Genomic DNA, 22250 nt, shown 5'->3' with positions numbered 1-22250 from the left:
GGGGGGCGGAGACCGCCGTGGAGCGGGGCGCCGCTCGGATCAGATGGCGTCGAGCTCGGCCGCGCCCTGCGTGGGGTGAGCCGTCTGGATCGTGGGCGCCCGCGGCGCAACGAGGCTGCCCGCCGCGATCAGGGGCAGCGACGCCCGCGGCGGGGGGATGCTCTCCGAGCGGAGCTTCATGAGCTCCTCGCGCTGGTGCTTCCACACGGTCCGGTAGCGGAAGAACGGCACGGCCGGGTAGAGGTGGTGGATCAGGTGATACGTCTGCCCGAAGAGCAGCACGTTGAACAGCGCGCTGTCGACCGCGCGCGTCGCGCTGTACCGGTCCTGCGTCGCCGTGATCTCGTGGGGGTAGTGAGGCAGGTAGTCGAAGGCGAACGCGAGGAAGAAGATCGCCAGCCGCGCCGGCAAGATCCAGTAGAGGAGCGCGAGCTCGCCATAGCCGAGCCCGAAGGCCAGCGCCACGAGCGCGAGCATGGCCGCGAGCGACGCGACCGTCTCGATCCGCTCCGCGCGCTTCTGCGCGTGGTAGGAGCGCAAAAATAGATAGTAGTAGTGGAGATCCTGTGTCGCCCAGCGGAGCGGCAGGAGGTACCACGGGCCGCGCCCACTCCAGTGGTCGGGATCCCGGTCCGCCTCGTTCGTGTGTTTGTGATGCTCGAGGTGGAAGTGACGCACCGCCACGAACGGCGCCCCGAGCAGCAGCCCGGACAGCCGCCCGATCACGCCGTTCAGCAGCGCGGAGCGCGCCAGCGACCGATGCGAGGCCTCGTGCATCGGCGTGAAGGCGGCATACGCGGCGACCGCCGCTGCGAGCACGGCCGGAACGGTCGACACCGAGCCCGCGATGCCCGCGTAGACGGCCGTCGCCCAGAGGGCGTACGACCCGGCGAAGAGCGCCACCGTCGGCCACTCGATCGTCCGGGTCTGCAGCAAGCCGCTGTCGAGCGGCAGGACGCTCCAGAGGGCCGGCCGCCCGGAAGGTCTCCCCGACGGCCTGCTCCCGGGCCGCCCTGACGGCCTGCCTAAGGGTCTCCCCGACGGCCTGCCCGAGGGGCGGCTCGGACAACTCTCGTCGTCGTTCCTCGTGAAACTCCAGACGGCTGGCCGCCCCGATGGCCGACTGAGTCGATTCTCGTCGTTGTTCATGGCGCTCAAAACTCCCGGGGAAGCTTCGGATCTTCACGTTGGTGACAGCGAACGGCGGACACCGGATCAAGCGCAAACGAACGTTCGACCACTCGGGACCGCGTTCCAGGGATGGCACCGAGAGGTCGTCAGGGGTTAGCGACCTCCAAGGCGAGGCCGTCCACGGCCATTCCCTCGGACGAACAAAGGGGCGCCATGGGCGGTCCCACTGCGAGAGAAGGCGGGAAACGCTCGCAGACGAGCACGAATTCAATCTAGCAGCCTAGCAACAGGAGCACAACGGGACTTTCGGAGCGTTGCGTCGGGCTTTCTGGTTGGCTGGATTCCAGAGGCAGCGTCGTTTGTTTCGGTTCGTGGTGGTCGCGTGGGTTGCGTCGGTTGCGTCGGTTGCGTCGGTTGCGACGCTTACGACGGTTGCGACGCTTACGACGGTTACGACCGTTGAGACCGTTGCGATGGACGCAACCGTTGCGTCGGTTTGCGACGACTTGCGCGCGTCAAAACAGTGCGCTCGGCACATTCCGCTAGACATGGCCGTGTGTCGACGCGTTGCCGTCCCGCAGCATTGCGCTCACCTCGTGGGCACAACCCCATGCCAGCGTGTATCCCGAACCGCCGTGGCCGTAGTTGTGGATCACACGGCCTTCTCGCTCGACCCGCACGGTGCTCCGGTAAGGGCGCAGCCCGGCGCGTGAGCGGAGCGAGCGGCCCGGCTTGAGCCCGGCCGCGCGCACCCGCTGGAGCATTGCGTCAGCAAGCTCGGGATCAGGCGTCAGCGGGCGATCATCGGGCGACGGGATGAAACAACCGCCAATCACGATCTCGCGACGCCTTGGGATGACATAGACGAGCGCCAATTCGTCCCTTTCATCACCCAGTGCGACATCTGGGGGGATCTCGCCTGGTTCGACGATCGCCACCTGGCCGTACACGCCGATGAGCTCGCCATCGCCGGTGAGCGCGCGCGCCCCGAGCCCGGTGCAATTCACGATGCAGTCGCCCTCGACCTCGGCGAGCGATCGCACGTGCTCGGTGCGCACTGGACAGTCGAGCTGCGCCTCCAGCCAGGGCAGGTGCAACGATGGCTCGATGCGCGGCGCCGTGAATCGCAGGCTGTACGGCGCGCCCAGCGGGTGGGGTCCAGGCTCGAGCGCGAGGTCCGGGACGCTCGGAGCCCACCACGGCAGGCGCGTGTCGTCCGCCGCCTCGCGCGCGGTCAGGAGATCCACGCCCGCCTCCGGGTGTTCGTTCGCGATGCGCGTGAGTTCATCGAGGCTCCTCGAGGACCACGCGTTGACGCGCTCGGGCGGGTTCGCCAGGAATGGGTGCCACAGCGCCGCCGCGACCGCGGACGTCGTGCGCTCGCCGCGCGCCGCTGCGATCACCTGCACCCGGTGGCCGTCGCGCTGGAGGACGACCGCCGTGGTCAACCCGATCACCCCTGCGCCCACGACGGTGATCTGCTGCCCTTGAGCCTGGCCCCGCGATGACGCCACGATCGCGCGCTCTAGCACGCCGCGCCTCAGCGTCGACATCGCACACAACGCCCGGCGTCGAATCCGGTCGTGTAGACGTTCCGCGACGTCCCGCGACGTCCCGCGACGTCCGATCCGCGACGGTTTCCGCCCACCGCAGCTACATGCCGCTCTAGATGTCTCGCGCGCAGCGGGCGCCGATGTTGTTTACGCGGTCGATGGGATAACTGAAGTCGCGGTTGCCTGCGCGCACGTCCGTCGCCGGCGCGCGGTAGCTCCCGCCGCGGGTGACCCGCGTCGCGTCGCGATCGCCGTCCACGCGATGCACGCAGTCGATGCACGGCGTGGGGAGCGCATCCCGCCACCAGTCCATCGTCCACTCCCAGAGATTCCCGGCCAGATCCGAGTGCCCCCATCGCCCGTCGCCACGCGGCTTCGACCCGACCGGCAGGATGTCGCTCAGCGCGCAAGCCCCCGCGGCGCTTCCATCCCCGGTGCAGTTGTAGGAGGCGCGATCGCCGTCGATCCCGGAGCCCCAGGGGTAAGGTCGATGCTCGTCGCCACCGGCAGCCGCATAGTTCCACTCCGCCTCGGAGGGCAGGCGGCCGCCGTCCCACGCGCAGAACGCGAACGCCTCGAACCAGGTGATGCAATTGATCGGCAGGTCCTCGTTCGACCCGGGGGCGTCGGTCCACGTCCAGAGGCGATCGCCATTGCACTGCAGCGCCGTCCGGAGCGCCGCGGTGTTCGGCGCGAGCCGCGAGCTCCACCCCGCGATCCATCCGCTGCCGCTGACGTGGGGGTGCCGGCCAGCCCCGATGGCCGGCGGGCTCTCCTGCACGCCCTGCCCGGCATCCACGAACGCTCGGAATCGCCCCACCGTGATCTCGTACCTGTCCAGGCGGAAGTCGCTGACGGCCGCGGGGAACGCGTCGTCCGTGCTCGGCGTCCCGTCGTAGCCCCTCAGGAAAGTGCCGCAGGGGACCATCCTGTTGCCGCAGCAGCTCGCGTCGCCCGGCCCGCAGCTTTCCCCGGCGCCCGGCCCGCCCACCGCGCAGCTCGGGGGCATGACCATCACGTCCGTCGATCCGCACGTGTTCGGGCAACCCGGCTCCCCGCACTCGCATTGCATGCCGCCCGCGCACGTCACGCAGTCCCCGGTGCCATCACACGCCGCGCTGCCGTCTGCCCCGCAGGGGGTCCGCTCCGGCCTCGGCCGCTCCGCACACTCACCCTCGCTGCACACCGCTTCCATGCAGGCGCTCTGCGCTGGCGGGCAGTCCTCCACCGGGTCGACGCAGCCATCCGTCGCACCGCCGCTGCTGCTGCTGGCGCCGCCGCTGCTGCTGCCGAGGCCGCTGCTGGTGGTGGTGGCGTCACTGCTGCTTGCGGTGGCGCTGCTGCCGCCGCCGGCCCCGCTTCCACCGCTCCCGACGTCGTGGTCACCAGAAAAATCACGCACCTTCGGGCTGCAACCCGAGACGAGAGAGGTGGCCACGATGAGCGCCAATTTTCTCATGTACGGCATCATACGCGACCGGGCGTACCCCCGTCGCGGTGGATGCCGTAGCGGCCCGGAGCGTTGCTGCGCCCGAGCTGCGCCGGGCGCCGAGGCGCGCCGGGGGGCCGGGGCGGTGGCCGCCGTTCCACCGACGGCGGCCGCCGCGCTGCGGGCGCTGCGTCCTCGTCCGCGCCTCGTCCGCGCCTCGCCTGCGCGGCTCCGCGGCTGGACGCCGGCTGGAGCTCCGTTACTTGCGCTGCGCGGGGGCGGCCGCGGTCGCGCCGTCCCCGGCGCGCCGGCTGGGCTCGATCTGACCGACGTCGCGGACAGCGCCGTTGGCGGCGCTCGTGGCCATCAGCGCGTAAGCCCGCAGGGCAGGGGAGACCTTCCGGTCGCGGTTCGGCCTGAACGCATCGGCGCCGCGCGCCTCGGCGGCGCGGCGGCGGCGATCGAGCTCCGCCTCGCTGACGAGGACATCGATCGTCCGGGCGGGGATGTCGATCCGGATGCGGTCGCCCTCCTCGATGAGCCCGATGGTCCCGCCTTCGGCCGCCTCGGGTGAGACGTGCCCGATGCTCAGGCCCGACGTCCCGCCGCTGAACCGGCCGTCGGTGATGAGGGCGCACGCCTTCCCGAGGCCCTTCCCCTTCAGGAACGACGTCGGATAGAGCATCTCCTGCATGCCGGGGCCGCCCTTCGGCCCCTCGTAGACGATCACGACCACGTCGCCCGAGCGGATCTGGTTGTCCCAGATCGCGTCGCACGCCGCCTCCTGCGAGTGGAACACCCGCGCGGGCCCCTCGAACTTCCAGATCTCGGGATCGACGCCGGCGGTCTTCACGATGCAGCCGTCCGCCGCGATGTTGCCGTAGAGCACGGCGAGCCCGCCTTCGCGGCTGTACGCGTGGTCGACGTCGCGGATGCAGCCCTTCTGGGCGTCATCGTCGGTGTCGGCGAAGTACTTGTCTTGCGAGAACGCGACCGTCGTCGGCACGCCGCCCGGCGCGGCGAGCGAGCGCTTCTTCGCGGCGGCCGTCGCCGTGGGGCGGCGGATGTCGTTCTCGTCGATGGCCTCGCCCAGCGTGCCCGCGTGGACCGTGCCCACCTGCCGGTGGATGAGCCCCGCGCGGTCGAGCTCGCCGAGGATCGTCAGCACGCCGCCCGCGCGGTGCACGTCCTCGACGTGGTGATGCGACGACGGCGCGACCTTGCAGATGTTGGGCACCTTGCGCGACATCCGGTCGATGTCCGCCATCTTGAAGTCCACCTGCGCCTCGCGGGCGACCGCCAGGATGTGGAGCACCGTGTTCGTCGAGCCGCCCATCGCGATGTCGAGCGCCATCGCGTTCTCGAACGCCTCGAACGTCGCGATGCTCCGCGGCAGCACCGAGGCGTCGCCGTCGACGTAGTGCCGCTGCGCGAGCGCGACGACGCGCTTCGCCGCCGCCTCGAAGAGCTCCCAGCGCGCCGCGTGCGTCGCGAGCAGCGTGCCGTTGCCGGGCAGCGCGAGGCCGAGCGCCTCGTTGAGGCAGTTCATGCTGTTGGCCGTGAACATGCCGGAGCACGAGCCGCAGGTCGGGCACGCGGACCGCTCCATCGCGGCGAGATCCGCGTCGGTCACCTTGTCGTCGCTCGCGGCGATCATCGGATCGATGAGGTCGAGCTTCCGGATGAGCGGCTTGCCGTCGCGGTCGTGGGTCCCGACGATCTTGCCCGCCTCCATCGGACCGCCCGACACGAAGACGGTCGGGATGTTGAGCCGCATGGCGGCGAGGAGCATGCCGGGCGTGATCTTGTCGCAGTTCGAGATGCACAGGAGCGCGTCCGCGCAGTGCGCGTTCACCATGTACTCGACGCTGTCGGCGATGAGCTCCCGGCTCGGCAGCGAGTACAGCATGCCGGCGTGGCCCATGGCGATGCCGTCGTCGATCGCGATGGTGTTGAACTCGACGCCCCACCCGCCCGCGGCGTCGATGACCTTCTTCGCCCGCTGGCCGACGTCGTGGAGGTGGACGTGCCCCGGAACGAACTGCGTGAAGCTGTTGGCGATGGCGACGATCGGCTTCTCGAAGTCCGCGTCCTTCATGCCGGTGGCGCGCCACAGCGCGCGCGCCCCTGCCATGTTGCGCCCCTGGGTGGATGTACGACTGCGGTATCCGGCCATGCCGGGAACCTACTCCGTTCCGGCCTTCGCGCCTAGCCGGCAGGCGGGGCCGGCGCCAGGGCACCGCCGCGCGCGCTGCGTCCACCGCCGCGCGCTGCGTCGCTGCGTCGCTGCGTCGACCAGCGGCGAGGTCGCTCGAGCGGCCGAGGCGGCGCGCACCAGGTCTCTCGGGGGCCTGGGCCCGCGACTCCGGGCGTCACCGCAGCCCGGGTCCGGCCCTTCGATCATCGGCCCCGTGGCTTGGACCACCGATCCACGGCGACCATCGCGGCGCCCAGCCCGTCGATGTAGGTGCCGTGCCGGAACGTCGCGCGCTTGAGCGCCACGACCAGCGTGGCCAGGAGCTGGCGCGCCTCGTCTCGTTCTCGCCGCAGGTCCTGGACCTCATCCCGCGACGGCCGGTTGACGACCGCAGCTTGCCCGGCGTCGTTCGTGCCTGTCTGACTCGCATTCTCGGACATGGGTCTCATCCTCCCATATCAAGTTAGCGCCGCGTCGCCCGCGCCATCAACCTCCATGAAATGTATTTGAATGGGTGTTCGTATCCCGGCCCACGTCAGCTCAGGAGCGCGCGACGAGGGTGACGAGGCCGCGCGCGATCTCGCGATGGATGACGCGGAGTCCGGCCGCGTCGAGCCTGTCGCAGACCCACTCGGGGGCGAGGCGCAGCTTGCGATAGAAGCTCGCTGACAGCGTCCACCGGCCGTCCTCTCGGCCGCGCGTGTGAACGAGGTCGTGCACCTTGACGGTCTCGGGTTCGTACTCGAGGAAACAGGTCATGATCACATCCGCGGAGTCGTGTACTGGGATGAACCGGTCGGCGCCTTCGAGCTCGCGGGTGAGGTCACGGAACGTGAGCGCGAGGTGGCCACCGGGCGCGAGTCGCCGGGCGCAGCCGGCGAACATCCGCTCCACGTCCGACTTGCTGCCGAGGTGGGGGAGCGTGTCGCCCATGCACACGGCGAGCGCGCAGGGGGGCCCCGAGCGCTCCAGCGCGTCAAGGAGGTCCCCTCTCACGATCTCGACGGCGAGCGGCCCGCGGCGCGCCTCGAGCTCGGCGAGCAGCGTGTCCGACGTGTCCACGGCGGTCACCCTGAACCCGAGCTGCGCCAGCGCGAGGGACTGAAAGCCGGAGCCGCACCCGAGGTCGATGGCCTCGGGCGAGCCTTCCGGGCGCAGGCCGAGGCGCTCGAACAGCGCCCGCTGCTCGGCGACCTTGGCGTCGTAATCCCCGAACATCCTCGAATAGTGCGCGGCGAGGAGCTTGTCGTAGTGATCGGCGACCGTGGGCATGGGCTCTGTTCCTCCGCGGCCATCCTACAGCGGCAGGGCTCGCCGGCGCACGCTTGCGCCGGCACACATGGACGCACGCACACATGGACGCACGGGGGCTCACCAGAATCGACTGCGTCCGAAAATTTCTGCTCTGCTTTGACGAAGACATGATATCTTGGTTGAAACGCGACTCTTACTCCGACATCGATTTTCGGGTCGGCGGTGTTGGAAGGCACCGGGAAGGTTCCCGGAGCGAGGTTGGAGAGGGAGAGATCGCGTCGCTGTGCGCAGCTGGTTTCGTCGGACGGGTGGGAATGAGGTACGGCGGGCTTGGACCGAGCCAGCCTGTCGCTCGCGCGGGTGCTTTGCTCTTCGAGAGCGCGCCTCGCGAAGCGCGCTGATGGACCTGTCGGAGAACCAGCGAGGCGAGCCGGAGAGCCCAGGCAGGCGGTCACGCCGGGCGACCAGGCAGCCGGAACGACGGGCGAGCCAGAACGACAGGCAAGCCAGATGACCAGGTGAGCTCGGGCGAGCCGCGCCGCGCTCCTCGTGCGCCGCGCAGCCGGAGCCCGGTCGGCCTCGCCGACGCGGCCAGCACCTGAATCTGAGCGAGGCGCGCCCGAGCGCTCAGCGCGGAGAGAAGCGGAGAGACGCGGAGAGAACCAGACGAGCAGCTGACGAGCTGTCGGCGATGAACGACGGACGACGGACGACGGACGATGGACGACGGACGACGGATGAACGACGGACGATGAACGACGGACGATGAACGACGGACGATGGACGATGAACGATGAAGAAACGGCTCATGAGCGCAAACGCCGTCGAGATCGAGAAATGAGTTGCGGAAGGTGTCTGTTTGCGTCATGATGTGAAGTTTTGTAACTGCGGTGTTTGCGAACCTGCGGAGTTCGCGCGGGTCGTGGGATCGCGTCGAAGTAGCGAAGGAGCGTGGTGCATGAAGACGGTTGGTGATTGGCTCTCCAGGTGCTCGCGATCGCTCGTCGCCGCGGGCGCGGCCGCGCTCCTCTCCGCCACGCCGACCGCGGCCTCGGCAGATCACCCCGCCACGCCGCGGCAGGCTCCGCCGGCGGCGGCGGCCGGCGCGGAGAGCGCGCCTACGGCAGAGCCCGCCTCGGCCCCCGGCGCGGGCGAGTGGGACACCTTCTCCGTGGAGGTCTATGGCAGGCTGGTCTCGCGCGCGGGGAAGGTCGCGACCCTGCTGCCGCTCGTCTCCACGACCGAGAAGCCGGTCGCCGCGGGGACCAAGGCGGTGCTCTTCCGCAAGGTCGAGGACCCCGGCGGACCGAGATCCACGAAATGGGTCGAGATCGCCAGGGTGACCATGAAGAAGATCGAGTCGACCGGCAACATGCAGCTCACCATCGACTCGGAGCCGCAGGCGCCGCCCGGCGAGAAGGGCAAGACGCCTGGCCACTTCGTGAAGGGCGCTCGGCTCAAGCTCGCGATCCAGTAGCCCGGCGCCGCGCGCGGCGGAGCGCGCCGCGGGCGTGAGCCGGGTCGCACCGCTCCGAGGAAGGACCGCGCGGTCGCCGCGAGCGGGCACGGTGGGAGGGAGTCGGCGCGGGGGCCACGGCCGAATGTCGCCTCCGTCGCACGACATTTTGAAACGCGGCGCCTCATCGTTGATAGAGTCGGCTTGCGGAGACGAGCGACGACGATGAACGCCCTTCGATCCTGGCTCTCGCAGCTGAACCGCCCCGAGGTGACGGAGTTCGCCGTGGCCACCGGGCGCATGCCCAGCGTCAAGGTCTCGGGCACCTTCCAGGCCGTCGATCCCGGGGCCCTCTCGACGGAGGACATCCTCATGCTCCTCAGCGCGCTCGGCGGCGGCCGCCACATCGAGGCCCTCGGCGCGAAGCCGTCGCAGTGGCACATCCGCATCGAGGGCATCGGCGCCATCTCGGTCGTCGCCGCGCGCCAGGGCGACCTCGTGCACGCCCGCATGACGCGGATGCAGTCGTCCGCCGCATCGGGGACCGCGGCCGCCGCGCCTCCCGCGCGCCCCTCGCAGCAGCTCTCCATGCGGGAGCACCTCGCGCCCGAGGAGGGGCAGCGCCCACCGCCGCGCGAGCAGGACGCGAAGCGCACGAGCTCCTCGGAGGTCGCGCTCGACCTCCGCTCCCCGCCGCCGCCTGCGGAGCCCCGCGCCAGCCGGCCCTCGGTGGCCCGCTTCGAGGCGCGCGCCGACGATGCGCCGGCCGCCGAGCGCGCCGCGCCGGCCGCCCGCCCGTCAGCGCCGTCCCCGGAGCCCCGCGCCGCCGCGCGCGCGGTCGCCGCGGGCGGGCGCGCGCGGCCCTCCTCCGCCGAGGTGCCGTCGGCCGCCCTCGACGGGCTGCTCGCCATGGCGCGCGATCAGGGCGCGAGCGATCTGCACCTCGTCGCTGGCCGCCCGCCGCTCCTGCGCGTGGCGGGCGAGCTGATGCCGCACGGCGAGCCGCTCGACCCGGCGGCCGTCGAGTCCCTCCTCCTGCCGCGCGTCCCGGCGCGCCTCTCGCGGGTGCTCGAGGTCGAGGGCTCCTGCGATTTCGCCCTGGAGCTCGGCGCGCTCGGCCGCTTCCGGGTGAACATCTCGCGCCACCGGCAGGGGTACAAGGGCTCGTTCCGGCTGATAGCGCGCACCATTCCGACCCTCGCGTCGCTCGGCCTGCCCGACGCCATCGGGCTCGCCACCCGCCACCACCAGGGCCTCATCGTGATCACCGGGCCGACGGGCCACGGCAAGACCACGACGCTCACCGCGATCGTCGATATCCTGAACCGCGAGACCAGCCATCACATCATCACGGTCGAGGATCCCGTCGAGTTCGTCCATGCGCGCGGCAAGGCGATGATCAGCCAGCGCGAGGTCGGGACGCACACCCGCTCCTTCGAGAACGCCCTCAAGGCCTCGCTGCGCGAGGACCCCGACGTCATCGTCGTCGGCGAGCTCAGGGACACGGCGACGGTCCGCATGGCGCTGGCCGCGAGCGAGACCGGCCACCTCGTCCTCGGCACCATGAACACGCCGAGCGCGGCGAAGACCATCGATCGGCTGATCGATCTCTTCCCGCCCGGCGATCAGCAGCAGGTGCGCGTCACCCTCGCGGGCGGCCTCCGGCTCATCGTCAGCCAGCGGCTCCTGCCGAGCGAGGGCGGCAGGCGCATGGTCGCCGCCGCCGAGGTCCTGCCCGGCTCCGTCCCGCTCTGGAACCTCATCCGCGACTCCAAGACGTTCCAGATACCGAGCCTCCAGCAGCGGGGGAAGGGCCTCGGGATCATCCGCCTGGACGACTCGCTGGCCGAGCTCGTCCGCGCCGGCAAGACGACGCTCGAGGCCGCGCTCAAGGTGGCGGAGGCCCCCGACGAGCTCGAGGCCGTCCTCGCCGGCAGGCGGCAGCCCATGCTCACGCCGGACAGGCGGCCGCCCGCCCCCGCGCCCGACGCGTCGAAGTCCGCGCCCGTCGAGGCGGGCAAGGGCCTCTTCGAACGCGCGGGCGCGCTCTTCGGGAAGAAGGGAGCGTAACGTGGCCCGGATCGATCGCCTCTTCGACGAGCTGCTCGCCAGGAAGGGCAGCGACCTGCACCTCGGCATCGGCTACCCGCCGCTCGTGCGCGCCCGAGGCGAGCTCATCGCCCTGCGCGACACGCCCCTCGACACGGCCGAGATGGAGGCGCTCCTCTTCGAGATCACGACCCCCGAGGAGACGCGGCGGATCGTCGACGAGCTCGATCTCGACTTCGCCTATTCCTACGCGGACAGGGCCCGTTTCCGCGCGAACTACTTCTACAAGACCACCGGGCTCGCGGCCGTCTTCCGCACCATCCCGAGCAAGATCCTCTCGCTCGACGATCTCGGCTGCCCCGAGATCGCCCGCCGGCTGTCCGAGCGGACGAGCGGGCTCATCTTGATCACCGGGCCGACCGGCTCGGGCAAGTCCACGACGCTCGCGGCGATGATCGATCACATCAACCGCTCGCGCGCGTGCCATGTCCTCACGATCGAGGATCCGGTCGAGTTCGTGCACAGCCCCATCAAGGCCCAGATCACGCACCGCGAGGTCGGCCCCGACGCGGGCAGCTTCGCGAGCGCGATCCGCAGCGCCGGGCGCGAGGACGCCGACGTGATCCTGATCGGCGAGCTCCGGACCAACGAGACCATGAAGCTCGCCTTGCAGCTCGCGAGCTTCGGTGTCCTCGTCTTCGGCACCGTCCACACGAACAGCGCCGCCGCGACGATCGACCGTATCATCAACGCGTTTCCCGCCGACGAGCAGCTCCAGGTCCGCGGCATGCTCGCCGAGAGCCTCGCCGCGATCATCGCCCAGCAGCTGCTCCGCACGAAGGACGGCGCGGGCCGCGTCGCCGCGCACGAGATCCTCGTCGGATCGAGCGCGCTCTCCGCGATGATCCGCGAGGGCAAGACGTTCCAGATCACGAACCTGATGCAGGCGGGCCGCTCCGCCGGCATGCAGACGATGGACATGGCGCTGGAGCGGCTCGTCAAGAAGGACACCATCTCGGTCCAGGCGGCGCTGGAGAAGGCGATCGACAAGGACAGCTTCCAGAAGCTCTTCCCCGACGCGCAGGGGGCGTGACGCAGGATCGAGCCGCGGAGACGAAAGGGGGAGAGTGAACCGCTCGCTGCCGCTCTCCGGGCGTCCAGGCGCTCTGTCTCGCTAGGCCGCGACACCCCCGCTTTTCGGCGGGCCTCCCGAGGCAGATGACGTGGCGCCGTGACGCGGCAGATCCACGGTGAAGCAGGCGCCCTTGCCCTTCTCGCTCGACACCTGGATCGTGCCCCCGTGCGCCCGGACGATCTCGTTCGCGATGTAGAGCCCGAGCCCGAGCCCGCCGTAGGACCTCGACGAGACCGCCCGCTCGAACCGCTGGAAGATGCGATCCATGTCCTCCGGCGCGATGCCGGGCCCGTGATCGCGCACGACGACCCGCGCCGCGTCGCCGCGCTCGGCGACGGTCACCTCGATGGGCCCGCCCCTGCCGAACTTGATCGCGTTGTTGAGCAGGCTCCTCAGGACCTGCGCGACGCGGAGCCGATCGAAGCAGCCGAGCACCGGGGGCCCCGCCGCGATCTCGATCCGGCAGCCCGCCCGCGACAGGAGCTCGCGGAGCTCGCTCACGACGTCGCGGGTCAGCGCGGAGAGGTCGACCTCCGCGAGATCGAGGTCGAGCTCATGGCGCGCAATCTGGTTCACGTCGAGGAGGGCCTCGATGAGCCGCTCGATCCGCTCGACCTGCCCCAGGCTCACCGCGACCATGCGCTCGAGCGAGGGGTTCACGATCTCCGTCGCCAGCTTCTTTTGCATCATCCCGAGCTTCAGCCTGAGCGGCGTGAGCGGCGTGCGGAGCTCGTGGGACGCGACGGCGAGGAACTCCTCGCGGATCTGGACGGCCTGCTGCGCCTCGCGGTAAAGGCGCGCGTTGTCGAGCGCCATCGCGGCCCTGCGCGCGAGCTCCTCGATGAGCGGCGCATCGGCCCGGGTATAGCGCGGCGTCGCTCGGGTCCGCATCAGCGAGAGCACGCCGAGACAGCGGCCGCGGGTCACGAGCGGCGCGTTCATGTACGCCGCGGGCGCGAGCTCGAAGAGCGCCTCGGGGCGCGCTGCACCCGCGGCCCAGCGCCGCATCAGGCCGTCGTCCACGAGGCAGAGCTCGGCACGATCCGCGCCGAGGACACGGTGGGGATCCCCCGGCGCGCCCGGGGACGCCGCGGGATCGCCGGCGGGCGCGGCGAGCTCGCGCAGGCGCGCGGCCTTGGCCGGGGAGTCCGCCGCGACGGCCGCCGGCTGGAGCGCGCCTGCGTCGTCGAGCACGTAGAGCGCGGCGCCCTCGGCGAGCTCGGGCACCGCGATCCCCGTGATCGCGTCCAGCGTCGCCTCGTAGCCGAGATCGGCCGCCAGCCGCCTGCTCGACTCCGCCAGGAAGCGCTCGGCCATCTCCGCTCGCTTGCGCTCGGTGATGTCCGTCGAGATGCCGCAGAGGGCATAGACGGCTCCGGCGGCGTCGTGCAGGGTGAACTTGAGGGACAGGTATGTGCGCGGCTCGTCGTCCACGACCATGACCTCTTCCAGGTCCAGCGGGCTGTCCGCCTCGATCACCTTGCGGTCGTACGCGGCGAACGCGTCTGCCAGCTCCGGCGGGAAGAGCTCGTGATCCCTCTTGCCGATCACCTGCGCTCTCGACAGATGAACGAACTGCTCGTACCGCCGGTTGATCAGGAGCAGTCGGCCCTCCAGATCCTTGACGTAGATGGCGGCCGGCGAGCTGTCGACGATGCTTTGGAGCAATGCCTCGCTCTTCTTCAGGGCCGCGTAGAGCGATGCGTTCTCGAGCGAGATGGCGGCCTGCGACGCGAGCAGATCGAGCACCGAGAGCGTGTCCTCGGTGAACGCGCCGCGCATCGCGGCGTTCTCCAGGTAGAGGATCGCGTCGACCCCGGGGCGCCGCGCGATCGGCATGCACAGGACCGATCTCGGCCGGGCCAGCGCGATGTACTCGTCCGCCGAGAACCGCGTCTCCGCCGCGTCGTCGAGGAGGACCGGCTCGCCCGTCCGGACGACGTAGTTGACGACCGACAGCGGTAGCACCGCGGAGGAAGCGGGCGCGCGCGCCTCGCCGGCGAGCGACTCCACGAACGGCTTTCCTCCCTCGATCCTCGCCCTCGCCCGGATCGACGCGGCGCCGCGGCGAGCCTCCAGCAGGTAGCCCCTCTGCGCGCCCGCGTGCGCAAGGACGACCCTGAGCAGCGCTTCCTCGAGCCGGGGTATCAGGATCTCGCCCGAGAGGCTCTGAGATGCCCTCACGATCGCGAGCCGATCGAGCTCCTCGGCCGGCATCGTGACCGTGCTCGTCGCGGCGAGCGGGCGCGCCGCGAGGTGCGGAAAGAGCCTGTCGAGCTGCTTCACCTTGCCGTCGGCGCCCCAGCGGGCGTAGCAGCAGCGGGCCGCGCGGAGGTAGGCATCGGCGATCAGGTCGAAGCCGCGATCGCGGTAGAACGCCGCTGCGAGCTCCTGGCTCAGCGCCTCGCCGTGGACGAAGCCGCTCGCGCGCGCGGCCCGGATGGCCTGCTCGTAGAGGCGCATCGCGGAGAGCTCGTCGCCCGCGATGCGCGCGATCTCGGCCGACACGAGCGCGTGGCGGTCTGCCTGGTTCGCGGGCTGGACCTCCGCCCAGCGGCGGAGATCCGCCTCGTGCGCCCTCAGGGCGGGGACGAGCTCTCTTCGCTGCTCCTCTGGCAGGGCGCGGGCATGGCACGAGAGCGCGAGCGCGGCGACGTAGGCTTGCGTGCTGACGTGGAACTGGTCTGTCACGATCCCGAGCAGCTCGCCCGCCGCGCGCGACGCGGCCACGGCTTCGCCATGGCGACCGAACAGGAGCGCCGCCTCGGCGGCGTAGAGGCGCTCGTGGAAGCGCGTGATCCGCTCCGCCGCCCCGCCCGGCGGTCCCTCGATGTCATCGGCGCCCTCGCTCTCCCAGCCCGGATCGCGCCCGCGCAGGCGCTCCACGAACCGATGCACGACGGCCAAGGAATCGTGGATGACATCGTACCGGGCCCGGCGCGCGAAGTCCATGTGGCGCTCGGCCTCGGCGACGACGTCCGCCAGCGGATCGCCCGCGGCGAGGCGCAGCGTCACGCCCTGAAACGAGCAATACGACGCGTAGAGCAGCGCGCCGGTCTCGACGGCCTCGTCAAATGCCTTGTAGAGGAGGCCGACCACGTCCTGCAAGGGGCGGATCCAGGGGTCGATGAAGGTGCTGATCATATGGAGGATCTGTGCCCGGTTCCCGGCCCGGCCGCTGGTCTCCAGCAGCGCGCGGGCGAGCTCGCCGAAGCGGTAGCTCTCCCGGTAAAGGCCGAGGACGCGGCCGATGGTTCCGCCGAACGCGACGTATCCAGGCGGAGAAGCGTCCGAGTTGCCCGCGCGGAGGCTGAGCTGGACGATGCGGCACGCGATGAGGCTGTAGAGGTGCGGATCCGAGAAATAGGCTGACGGGAGCGCCGTCGACAGGGTGGTCGCCACGGCCAGCATGTCCGGATCGACCATGCGCGGCAGGCCGACAAGCTCCTCGATGCGGCGGTCGCACACCTCGCCCCAGATCGCGCGCGCCGCGCGCTCCACCGCGCCGCGCGTCGGGTGGAGCGGGATGTCGACGTCGAAGCGGCGCAGGCAGGAGAGGGCGCTCCGCGCCGCTCGCTCGAAATCGGCCCGGGTCGTGTGGAGGACGATCTCGATGCCGTGGACCTCCGAGAGCTCGATCCGGCTCCGGGCGCGCTGCATGAGCACGTCGACGAGCCGTTCCGAGGCGGCGAAGTCGCCGCTCAGGAAGGCGCAGCGCGCGCTCTCGCAGTGGAGGTCGAGCGCGAGCGCGCGCTCCTTGTCCCACGCGTCGTCGCCGAGCAGCGCCATGCCCGCCGCGAGGTAGCTGGCCGCGGCTGCGTAGGCTGCCGAGGCCTTGGCTCGCCGGCCCGCCGCCAGGTTGAGCCGGGCGATCCGGTCCTTCTCGTGCCGGTCGGTCACGAGGGCAGCGCCCAGGTTGAGGTGGCCGGCGATCTCGAAGACGCGCGCGTCGGCCGCGTCGGGAGGCGCGTGGGCGGCGAGCAGCTGCCCGATGCGGAGGTGCACCGCTGCCAGCTCGGCCTCCGGAATGAGCGCGTGAGCCGCCTGCTGGACACGGTCGTGGAGGAACCGGTACGTGTCGCCGGACCTGAGGAGCAGCCCCTCGCGCACGAGCTCCCGGTGCTCCTCGTGAATGGCGTCCTCGGACCGATCGCGGATGACGGCGAGGGTGCCGGCATCGACGGTATTCCCCACGCAGGCGGCCAGCGTGAGCGCCTTCTGGGCCGACGGGGAGAGGCGCTTGATCTTCGCGATCATGAGATCGACCACGTTGTCGGCGAGGCCCTTGCCGCGGATCGCGTCGATGTCCCACCGGAAGGCGCCTGCGCGCAGATCGACCTCGAACAGGCCCTCTTTGTGAAGCATGGTCAAGAACTGGGTGGCGAAGAACGGATTGCCGGCGGTCTTCTCGTAGACGAGGCGCGCGAGCGGGGCGGCGCGCTCTCCGCTCGTATGGACCGTATCGGCGACGAGCCGCTGCACATCCCCCTCGGACAGCCGAGAGAGCTCGATCTCGAGGAGCCTGGTGCCGGCGCCCCGCGCGCGCTCGATCATGCGCGTGAGCGGGTGGAGCCGATTCACCTCTTCATCGCGGTAGGCGCCGATGGCGAGCAGGCGCTGCGTCTCGGGGTGGGTGACGAGGTGCTCGAGGAGCGCGAGGCTCGCCGGGTCTGCCCACTGGAGGTCGTCGAGGAAGAGGCAGAGTGGGCGCTCCTCGCGGCAGAAGGCGCCGACGAAGCGCCGGAACACCATCGCGAACCGGCTCTCTGTCTCGGTCAGCGGCAGATCGGGGACGGGCGGCTGCTTGCCGAGGATGAGCTCCACCTCCGGGAGGACGTCGACGATGAGCTGCGCGTTCTTGCCGAGGGCCGCGGAGAGCCGCCTCCGCCACTCGTCCATGACGTGCTCGCTCCCGCTCAGGATCTCGCGCACGAGCTCGCGGAGCGCCTGGACGATCGTGCCGTAGGGCGCGTGTCGGCGCTGCTGGTCGAATTTGCCCGCCGCGAAGAGGCCCCGCTCCCGGACGGCCTTCCGGTAGAGCTCCTGCACCAGCGAGGTCTTGCCGACTCCGGCATTGCCGGAGATGAGGAGAAACTCGGGGGCTCCGCGCAGCGCCACGCGCTCGAAGGCGGCGACGAGCGCGCCGAGCTCGCGCTCGCGGCCGTAGAGCGCCTTCGGGATCTGGAAGAGACCAGAGAAATCGTGCTCTCCGAGCGGGAATGGGTCGATGCGCGCGCGCGTCGTGAGCCCCTCGAGGCACCGCTCGAGATCGAGCGTGAGGCCGCGCGCGCTCTGGTACCGATCCTCGGGGGCCTTGGCGAGGAGCTTCATGACGAGATCGGACACGGGCGAAGGGAGCCCCGGGACGAGCTCCGACGGAAGCCGGGGGAGCACCGCGGCGTGACGGTGGACCCACTCCAGGGCATCGCCGGCCGAGAAAGGCAGGACGCCAGTGAGCATCTCGTAGAGCGTGACGCCCAGCGAGTAGAGGTCGGTACGGAGATCGACCGCCCGGCTCGTGCGCCCTGTCTGCTCGGGCGACATGTAGGCGAGGGTGCCCTCGATGACGCTCGGGCGCCGCGCGTCGGGGTGGTCCTCGGGGAGGAGGGAGGCAAGATCGAAGTCCGCGATCTTCACCTCTCCAGACATGGAGTCGACGAGGATGTTCTGCGGCTTGATGTCCTTGTGGACGACCCCCTTTGCGTGGATGTCCGCGAGGGCTGTCGAGATGCTGGCGGCGATCGTCAAGAAACGTCCGAGATCCATCGGCGCCCCGAGCTCCCGATCGAGCGAGCGACCGTTGAAGTCTTCCAGGACGAGCGCCGGCCGGTCCCGGTACGTGGTGAGCTCACAGGGCCTGATCGCGGACCGGCCGCTGAGCCTCCGTCCGATCTTGAGCTCGTGGCGCAGCCGCGCGGCGTCCCGGCCGTCGAGGGGCTCTGCCCGGGGGATCTTGAGCAGGACCGGACAACCGTCCTCGTTCCGGAGGCCGCGATGGACGACGAACCTGGTCCCCTCGCGGAGGATCTCCGTCACGGTATAGCGGTCGGGCGCGGGCATGTCGTTCGACCGGCGGCGACCAGGCCGCGCCGGGCGTGCTGCCCAGTCCGCCGCCGCTCGGGGTTGTGATCATCCCGGCGCTCCACGGACCGACCTTGCGCAGAGAGCCATCGAGCGCTCTCCGCAGCGAAGCCACGGAGCGGCCCAGCGCAGCCTGCATGGGTTCGATGGTCCTGCTCCACCGCCGTCAATGTGCTGACCGGCGCGTTGACGGTCAAGCGAGGGGCCGCGTATCCTCGCTGCACCGATCCAATGCTACCTTCCACACAGGACAGCGCATCGCTCGACCTCGACGCTTACCTCGCCCGCATCGGCTACCGCGGCGCGCTCGCCGCCACGCGGGAGGTCCTCGACGCGCTTCACGCGGCGCACGTCTACTCCATCCCTTTCGAGAACCTCGACGTCCTGCTCGGCCGGCCGATCCGCCTCGACCTGGCCAGCGTCCAGGCGAAGCTCGTCAGGGCGCGCCGCGGCGGCTATTGCTTCGAGCACAACACGCTGTTCGCCGCGGTGCTGCGCCGGCTCGGGTTCAAGCTCACGACGCTCATCGCGCGGGTGCGGTTCCAGCGCAGCGACACGGGCCCTCGATCTCACATGCTGTCGCTGGTCGAGCTGCCCGAGGGGCCGTTCATCGCGGACGTCGGCTTCGGCGGTCCGGGGCTCTTGCGGCCGCTCCCGCTCGTCGAGGGCGAGGGGCATGCGCGGGTGTTCGACGTGATCGGCTTGCGCCGGGAGGGCTCGTCATGGGTGCTCGCCTCCAGGGCGGGCGAGGTGTGTCAGGACATCTATGCGTTCACGCTCGAGGAGAACCTCCCGATCGACTACGAGGTGGCGAACCACTACACGTCCACGCACCCGAGCTCGCTGTTCGTGAACAACCTCATCGTGGCGCTCCCGTCGCCGGAAGGCCGGGTGACGCTGCGCAACCGCGAGCTGGGGTTTTGGCGGGTGGAGGGCGTCGAGCGCGTCTTGCTGCGCGACGACGCGCTCCTCGACGTCCTGAGAGAGCGCTTCGGGCTGGAGCTCCCGGCCGGGACGCGGCTCTCCTGCGCGGGACTCGATAGCTGAAGGGACGGCGCGTCCTCCTCGGGGCCCGCCCGGGAGGCCGGGCGGGCGCGGCTCGCCGTCCGCGCCCGCCGCCCCTCGCGCCGGGGCGCTACCGGATCAGTGGACGCGCCCGATGCCGTGGCGGATGAACGCCGAGCGGCTCGCGGCCGCGCTGGCCGCCGCGCCGCCCGTCGGCGCGGCCCTGAGCGCCGCGAAGGCCGGGGCGGGCTCGCAGACCAGCGCCGTCAGATCCTGATTCCGGCGCCTCAGATCGTTCAAGGTGCGCGGCTCACCGCTCACCGGGTCACCGACCGTGATCCCCGTCATGAAACCCGACAGCGACGCTTCGTTCCCGAGCGACCTCGGGTTCACGTGCAGGAACCCCGTCCCGGTCTCCTGCGCGCCGTGGCACCCGTTGCAGGTGTTGAGCGAGAACTTGTGCCGCGCCTCGTTGTTGAGGATGCCAGGAGCGGTCCAGGCCGTGAGGTTGTTGAACGACGAGCCGCCGAGGAACGGGTTCCCCTGGAACGTGTCGGGCACCGTGTGCTGCTCCGCGATGATCGCGGCCTCGTTCTGGTTCACGAAGTCAGCGAGCGTGGGCGATCCGTCGAAGCCGAGATCCGGCGTCAGCTTGACGGTCTCCGGCCGCAGGAAGCCCGTGTCGGGCGAGAGGACGAACTCGCGCAGCTCCCACGGCCCCGCGAGCGCGATCTCGTTCGTGCGGAGCTGCCCGAGCGAGCTCCCGTTCGGCTTGCCGGGCGCGGCGTTCCGGCCTGCGAACCGCGTTGTGATGTCCTGGAGCGCCGCGTTGTAGTCCTCGGACGGGAAGGGCAGGCTGCCGAGGGCGTGCCAGGAGCTCGCCCAGTCGAGCACGTCGGCCTCGGTCGACGCGGGGAGCTTGTACTCCAGGATCACGGTGAACTGCTGCGGGAAGCCCTGGCTGACGACGCCGAACACGAACCTCCCTTCGCCGGCGTGGCCTTCGGCGAGGTTGCGCACGTCGATCCTGTTGACGATGCCGAGCAGCAAGAGCGGCGCCTGCTGCAGGTCGAGCGACCCGTCAGGGCTCCTCGGCCACTCGTCGAGCACGACCTGCTGGATCGCCGTGCGCGCCGGCACGGTGAAGCCGTTCACGACCTGATCGGTCAGCCAGGTGCTGAAGAGCTCCTCGACCATGGCCGGCGCGTCGGCGGGCGTGGGCGCCATGTCCTCCATCAGGCGCGCGAAGGTCCATGCGCCCGTGCGGGGATCGCCCGGCGGTCCGTTGAACGTCGTGCGGAGGGGATCCTCGACCACGCTGAGGTCCTTCACGAAGATCTCCCGGCTCGTCCGGACGAAGCACCCCGTCGGCTCGGCCAGCTCGAAGTCGAGGGCCCCGGAGGCGACGATGAACTCGGGCGAGTTGAAGTCGATCACGGAGAAGGGGATCACGTGGGCGCCGGGATCTGCGTCCTCGGTGCCGGTGACGGTGACGGGGAACGTCGCCGTGCTCCCGGGCAGGACGCCGGGGAAGAACGAGGGATCGCTGGAGACGTCGATGCCCGCCGAGGGGCTGAAGATGTCGAGGAAGTAGTCGCGGCCCGCGCACGAGCCGACATCGTTGTTGGTGACGGCGATCTGGTACGCCACCGGCGTGTTCGGGGCGACCAGGCCGCTGCTCTGCGGCGTGACGACGGCCGTCGTGGGGCGCCTGAGGCAGGAGAGCTGGGCGATCTCGAAGGCGGTCGTCGGTGAGGCGGAGAGCCAGACCTCGTCGAGCAGGCCGGTGAAGCGCTCTTTCTGCACGTTGTTGCCGATGCGGATGGGCGCGTCGATGTCGTGGAGCGTGCCCGCCGCGCTGATCTGGCCGGCCTGCTCGCCGTTCAGGAAGAGCCGCACGAATGTGCCGTCGTAGATCCCCGCGACGTGGGTCCACACGCCGGCCTGGATGGGGGCCCGGGAGGTGACCGTCCGCCCGTTGGTCAAGGTCACGGTGAACCGCGCGTTGCTGTTCCGGATGTCGAGCGAGAAGCTCGTCTCTCCGCCGCCCTTCTCCTGCACGATGGTCCGCGGCGTCGACCCTGAGACCGCGGTCGGCTTGACCCACGCGGCGACGGCGAGGTGCTGTCCGAACGTGAAGCTGGCATCGTCGTCGACGAGGATCTTGTCGTTGTCCTTGTTGAAGGCGACGCCGAGGCCGCTGACACCCTGAGCGCACGCCACGTTGGCCGAGCGGGTGGCCGTGTTGCCGTTGCCCGAGGAGTCGAACAGCGCCGTGGTCGCGGCGTTGCAGTCGTCGAGCTGCCAGAAGCCGACGGCCGGCGGCCCCACCGGGGGCGGATCGTCGGGGTTGCCGCCGCCGACGCCGGTGGTGGTGGCCGAGCTGCTGCTGAAGCCGCCGGTGCCGACGCCGGTGGAGCTGGTGACCGAGCCGCCGCCGAAGCCGCCGGTGCCGACGCCGGTGGAGCTGGTGACCGAGCCGCTGCCGAAGCCGCCGGTGCCGCCGCCGCCGACGCCGGTGGTGGAGGTGGCGACCGCGCTGCTGCCGAAGCCGCCGGTCCCGGTCGCGCCGACGCCGGTGCCGACGCCGACGCTGGTGCCGACGCCGGTGCCGACGCCGGTGCCGACGCCGGAGACGGTGCCGCTGATGGCGCTCGACCCGCTGGCCGCCGCTTCGAGCGCTAGTTCTGCATCGTTGAGTGAACCTTCATCGACGTCATAGCTTCCGCACGCGGCGCCCGAGGCGAGCAGGGCGAGGATCGCGGCCGAGCTGGTTTTGATTGAGAAAGGATGGGTGAAGCCGAAGGAGAGGTTCCGCATCTGCGTTCTCGTTGGGTAAGAGTTGACTGCACGAGCGCCGTCCGGCCGCAGCTCGAGCTGCGGCCGGCGACGCGAACAGGCGTCTGTCTGACCCGACCGGGCCGTTCGGGTTTGGGCGCTGGTGCGGAGCACCCGATTGG

General features: G+C 70.6%; 12 protein-coding genes. 4 read left to right on the top strand and 8 right to left on the bottom strand.

Features of this window, described 5'->3' with window-relative positions; all coding sequences use genetic code 11:
* Positions 1 to 39 precede the first annotated feature (39 nt).
* From WMF44_RS28890 to WMF44_RS28865, 6 genes are all read right to left on the bottom strand, one after another.
* Positions 40 to 936 carry a fatty acid desaturase gene (locus WMF44_RS28890; protein ID WP_437293273.1) on the bottom strand — a complete coding sequence of 299 codons (897 nt, stop codon included), beginning with the start codon at positions 934 to 936 and terminating at the stop codon, positions 40 to 42.
* Between the two features lie 737 nt (positions 937 to 1673).
* Entirely contained in the window at positions 1674 to 2645 is a 972-nt protein-coding gene (locus WMF44_RS28885) for an FAD-dependent oxidoreductase (protein ID WP_437293272.1), read from the bottom strand.
* A gap of 151 nt (positions 2646 to 2796) precedes the next feature.
* A complete protein-coding gene (locus WMF44_RS28880) occupies positions 2797 to 4143 on the bottom strand; it encodes a formylglycine-generating enzyme family protein (RefSeq protein ID WP_437293271.1) in 1347 nt (448 codons plus the stop codon).
* 229 nt (positions 4144 to 4372) lie between these two features.
* A complete protein-coding gene (gene ilvD / locus WMF44_RS28875; RefSeq protein WP_437293270.1) occupies positions 4373 to 6289 on the bottom strand; it encodes a dihydroxy-acid dehydratase in 1917 nt (638 codons plus the stop codon).
* A 224-nt stretch (positions 6290 to 6513) separates the two neighbouring features.
* Positions 6514 to 6750 carry a hypothetical protein gene (locus WMF44_RS28870; protein WP_437293269.1) on the bottom strand — a complete coding sequence of 79 codons (237 nt, stop codon included), beginning with the start codon at positions 6748 to 6750 and terminating at the stop codon, positions 6514 to 6516.
* 100 nt (positions 6751 to 6850) lie between these two features.
* Positions 6851 to 7582, bottom strand: a complete 732-nt coding sequence (locus tag WMF44_RS28865; RefSeq protein ID WP_437293268.1) for a class I SAM-dependent DNA methyltransferase — start codon at positions 7580 to 7582, stop codon at positions 6851 to 6853.
* A 940-nt stretch (positions 7583 to 8522) separates the two neighbouring features.
* Here WMF44_RS28865 and WMF44_RS28860 point away from each other — a divergent pair.
* The 3 genes from WMF44_RS28860 to WMF44_RS28850 all read left to right on the top strand — a co-directional run bounded on the left by WMF44_RS28860 (position 8523) and on the right by WMF44_RS28850 (position 12162).
* Positions 8523 to 9041, top strand: coding sequence for a hypothetical protein (locus tag WMF44_RS28860; protein WP_437293267.1), 519 nt, complete (start codon positions 8523 to 8525; stop codon positions 9039 to 9041).
* Positions 9042 to 9245: 204 nt separating this feature from the next.
* Positions 9246 to 11090 carry a type IV pilus twitching motility protein PilT gene (locus tag WMF44_RS28855; protein ID WP_437293266.1) on the top strand — a complete coding sequence of 615 codons (1845 nt, stop codon included), beginning with the start codon at positions 9246 to 9248 and terminating at the stop codon, positions 11088 to 11090.
* A gap of 1 nt (position 11091) precedes the next feature.
* Positions 11092 to 12162 (top strand): type IV pilus twitching motility protein PilT, encoded by a 1071-nt coding sequence (locus WMF44_RS28850; RefSeq protein WP_437293265.1) that lies wholly within the window; start codon positions 11092 to 11094, stop codon positions 12160 to 12162.
* An 81-nt stretch (positions 12163 to 12243) separates the two neighbouring features.
* On the opposite strand, the gene WMF44_RS28845 is transcribed toward WMF44_RS28850, so the two are convergent.
* On the bottom strand, positions 12244 to 18264 hold the full coding sequence (locus WMF44_RS28845; RefSeq protein WP_437293264.1) for an AAA family ATPase: 6021 nt from the start codon (positions 18262 to 18264) through the stop codon (positions 12244 to 12246).
* Between the two features lie 252 nt (positions 18265 to 18516).
* Between WMF44_RS28845 and WMF44_RS28840 the strand changes: the two genes are divergently transcribed.
* Complete coding sequence (locus WMF44_RS28840; RefSeq protein ID WP_437293263.1) at positions 18517 to 19332, top strand: arylamine N-acetyltransferase family protein; 816 nt, start codon at positions 18517 to 18519, stop codon at positions 19330 to 19332.
* 96 nt (positions 19333 to 19428) lie between these two features.
* Here WMF44_RS28840 and WMF44_RS28835 read toward each other — a convergent pair whose 3' ends face one another.
* Positions 19429 to 22110: a LamG-like jellyroll fold domain-containing protein gene (locus WMF44_RS28835; RefSeq protein ID WP_437293262.1), complete on the bottom strand. Its 2682-nt coding sequence runs from the start codon at positions 22108 to 22110 to the stop codon at positions 19429 to 19431.
* Positions 22111 to 22250 lie beyond the last annotated feature (140 nt).

It is taken from the genome of Sorangium sp. So ce426, assembly GCF_051475585.1.
GTDB classification, from domain to species: domain Bacteria; phylum Myxococcota_A; class Polyangia; order Polyangiales; family Polyangiaceae; genus Sorangium; species Sorangium cellulosum_B.
Note: the sequence above shows the minus strand (reverse complement) of the source record. Positions and strands in the feature narration are given on the sequence as shown.

Bases quoted from the DNA above. Each gene is read 5' to 3' on its own strand.
- WMF44_RS28880 (WP_437293271.1), bottom strand. From the start codon at position 4,143: ATGAGAAAATTGGCGCTCATCGTGGCCACCTCTCTCGTCTCGGGTTGC.
- ilvD (WP_437293270.1), bottom strand. From the start codon at position 6,289: ATGGCCGGATACCGCAGTCGTACATCCACCCAGGGGCGCAACATGGCA.
- WMF44_RS28870 (WP_437293269.1), bottom strand. From the start codon at position 6,750: ATGTCCGAGAATGCGAGTCAGACAGGCACGAACGACGCCGGGCAAGCT.
- WMF44_RS28865 (WP_437293268.1), bottom strand. From the start codon at position 7,582: ATGCCCACGGTCGCCGATCACTACGACAAGCTCCTCGCCGCGCACTAT.
- WMF44_RS28860 (WP_437293267.1), top strand. From the start codon at position 8,523: ATGAAGACGGTTGGTGATTGGCTCTCCAGGTGCTCGCGATCGCTCGTC.
- WMF44_RS28855 (WP_437293266.1), top strand. From the start codon at position 9,246: ATGAACGCCCTTCGATCCTGGCTCTCGCAGCTGAACCGCCCCGAGGTG.
- WMF44_RS28845 (WP_437293264.1), bottom strand. From the start codon at position 18,264: ATGCCCGCGCCCGACCGCTATACCGTGACGGAGATCCTCCGCGAGGGG.
- WMF44_RS28840 (WP_437293263.1), top strand. From the start codon at position 18,517: ATGCTACCTTCCACACAGGACAGCGCATCGCTCGACCTCGACGCTTAC.
- WMF44_RS28835 (WP_437293262.1), bottom strand. From the start codon at position 22,110: ATGCGGAACCTCTCCTTCGGCTTCACCCATCCTTTCTCAATCAAAACC.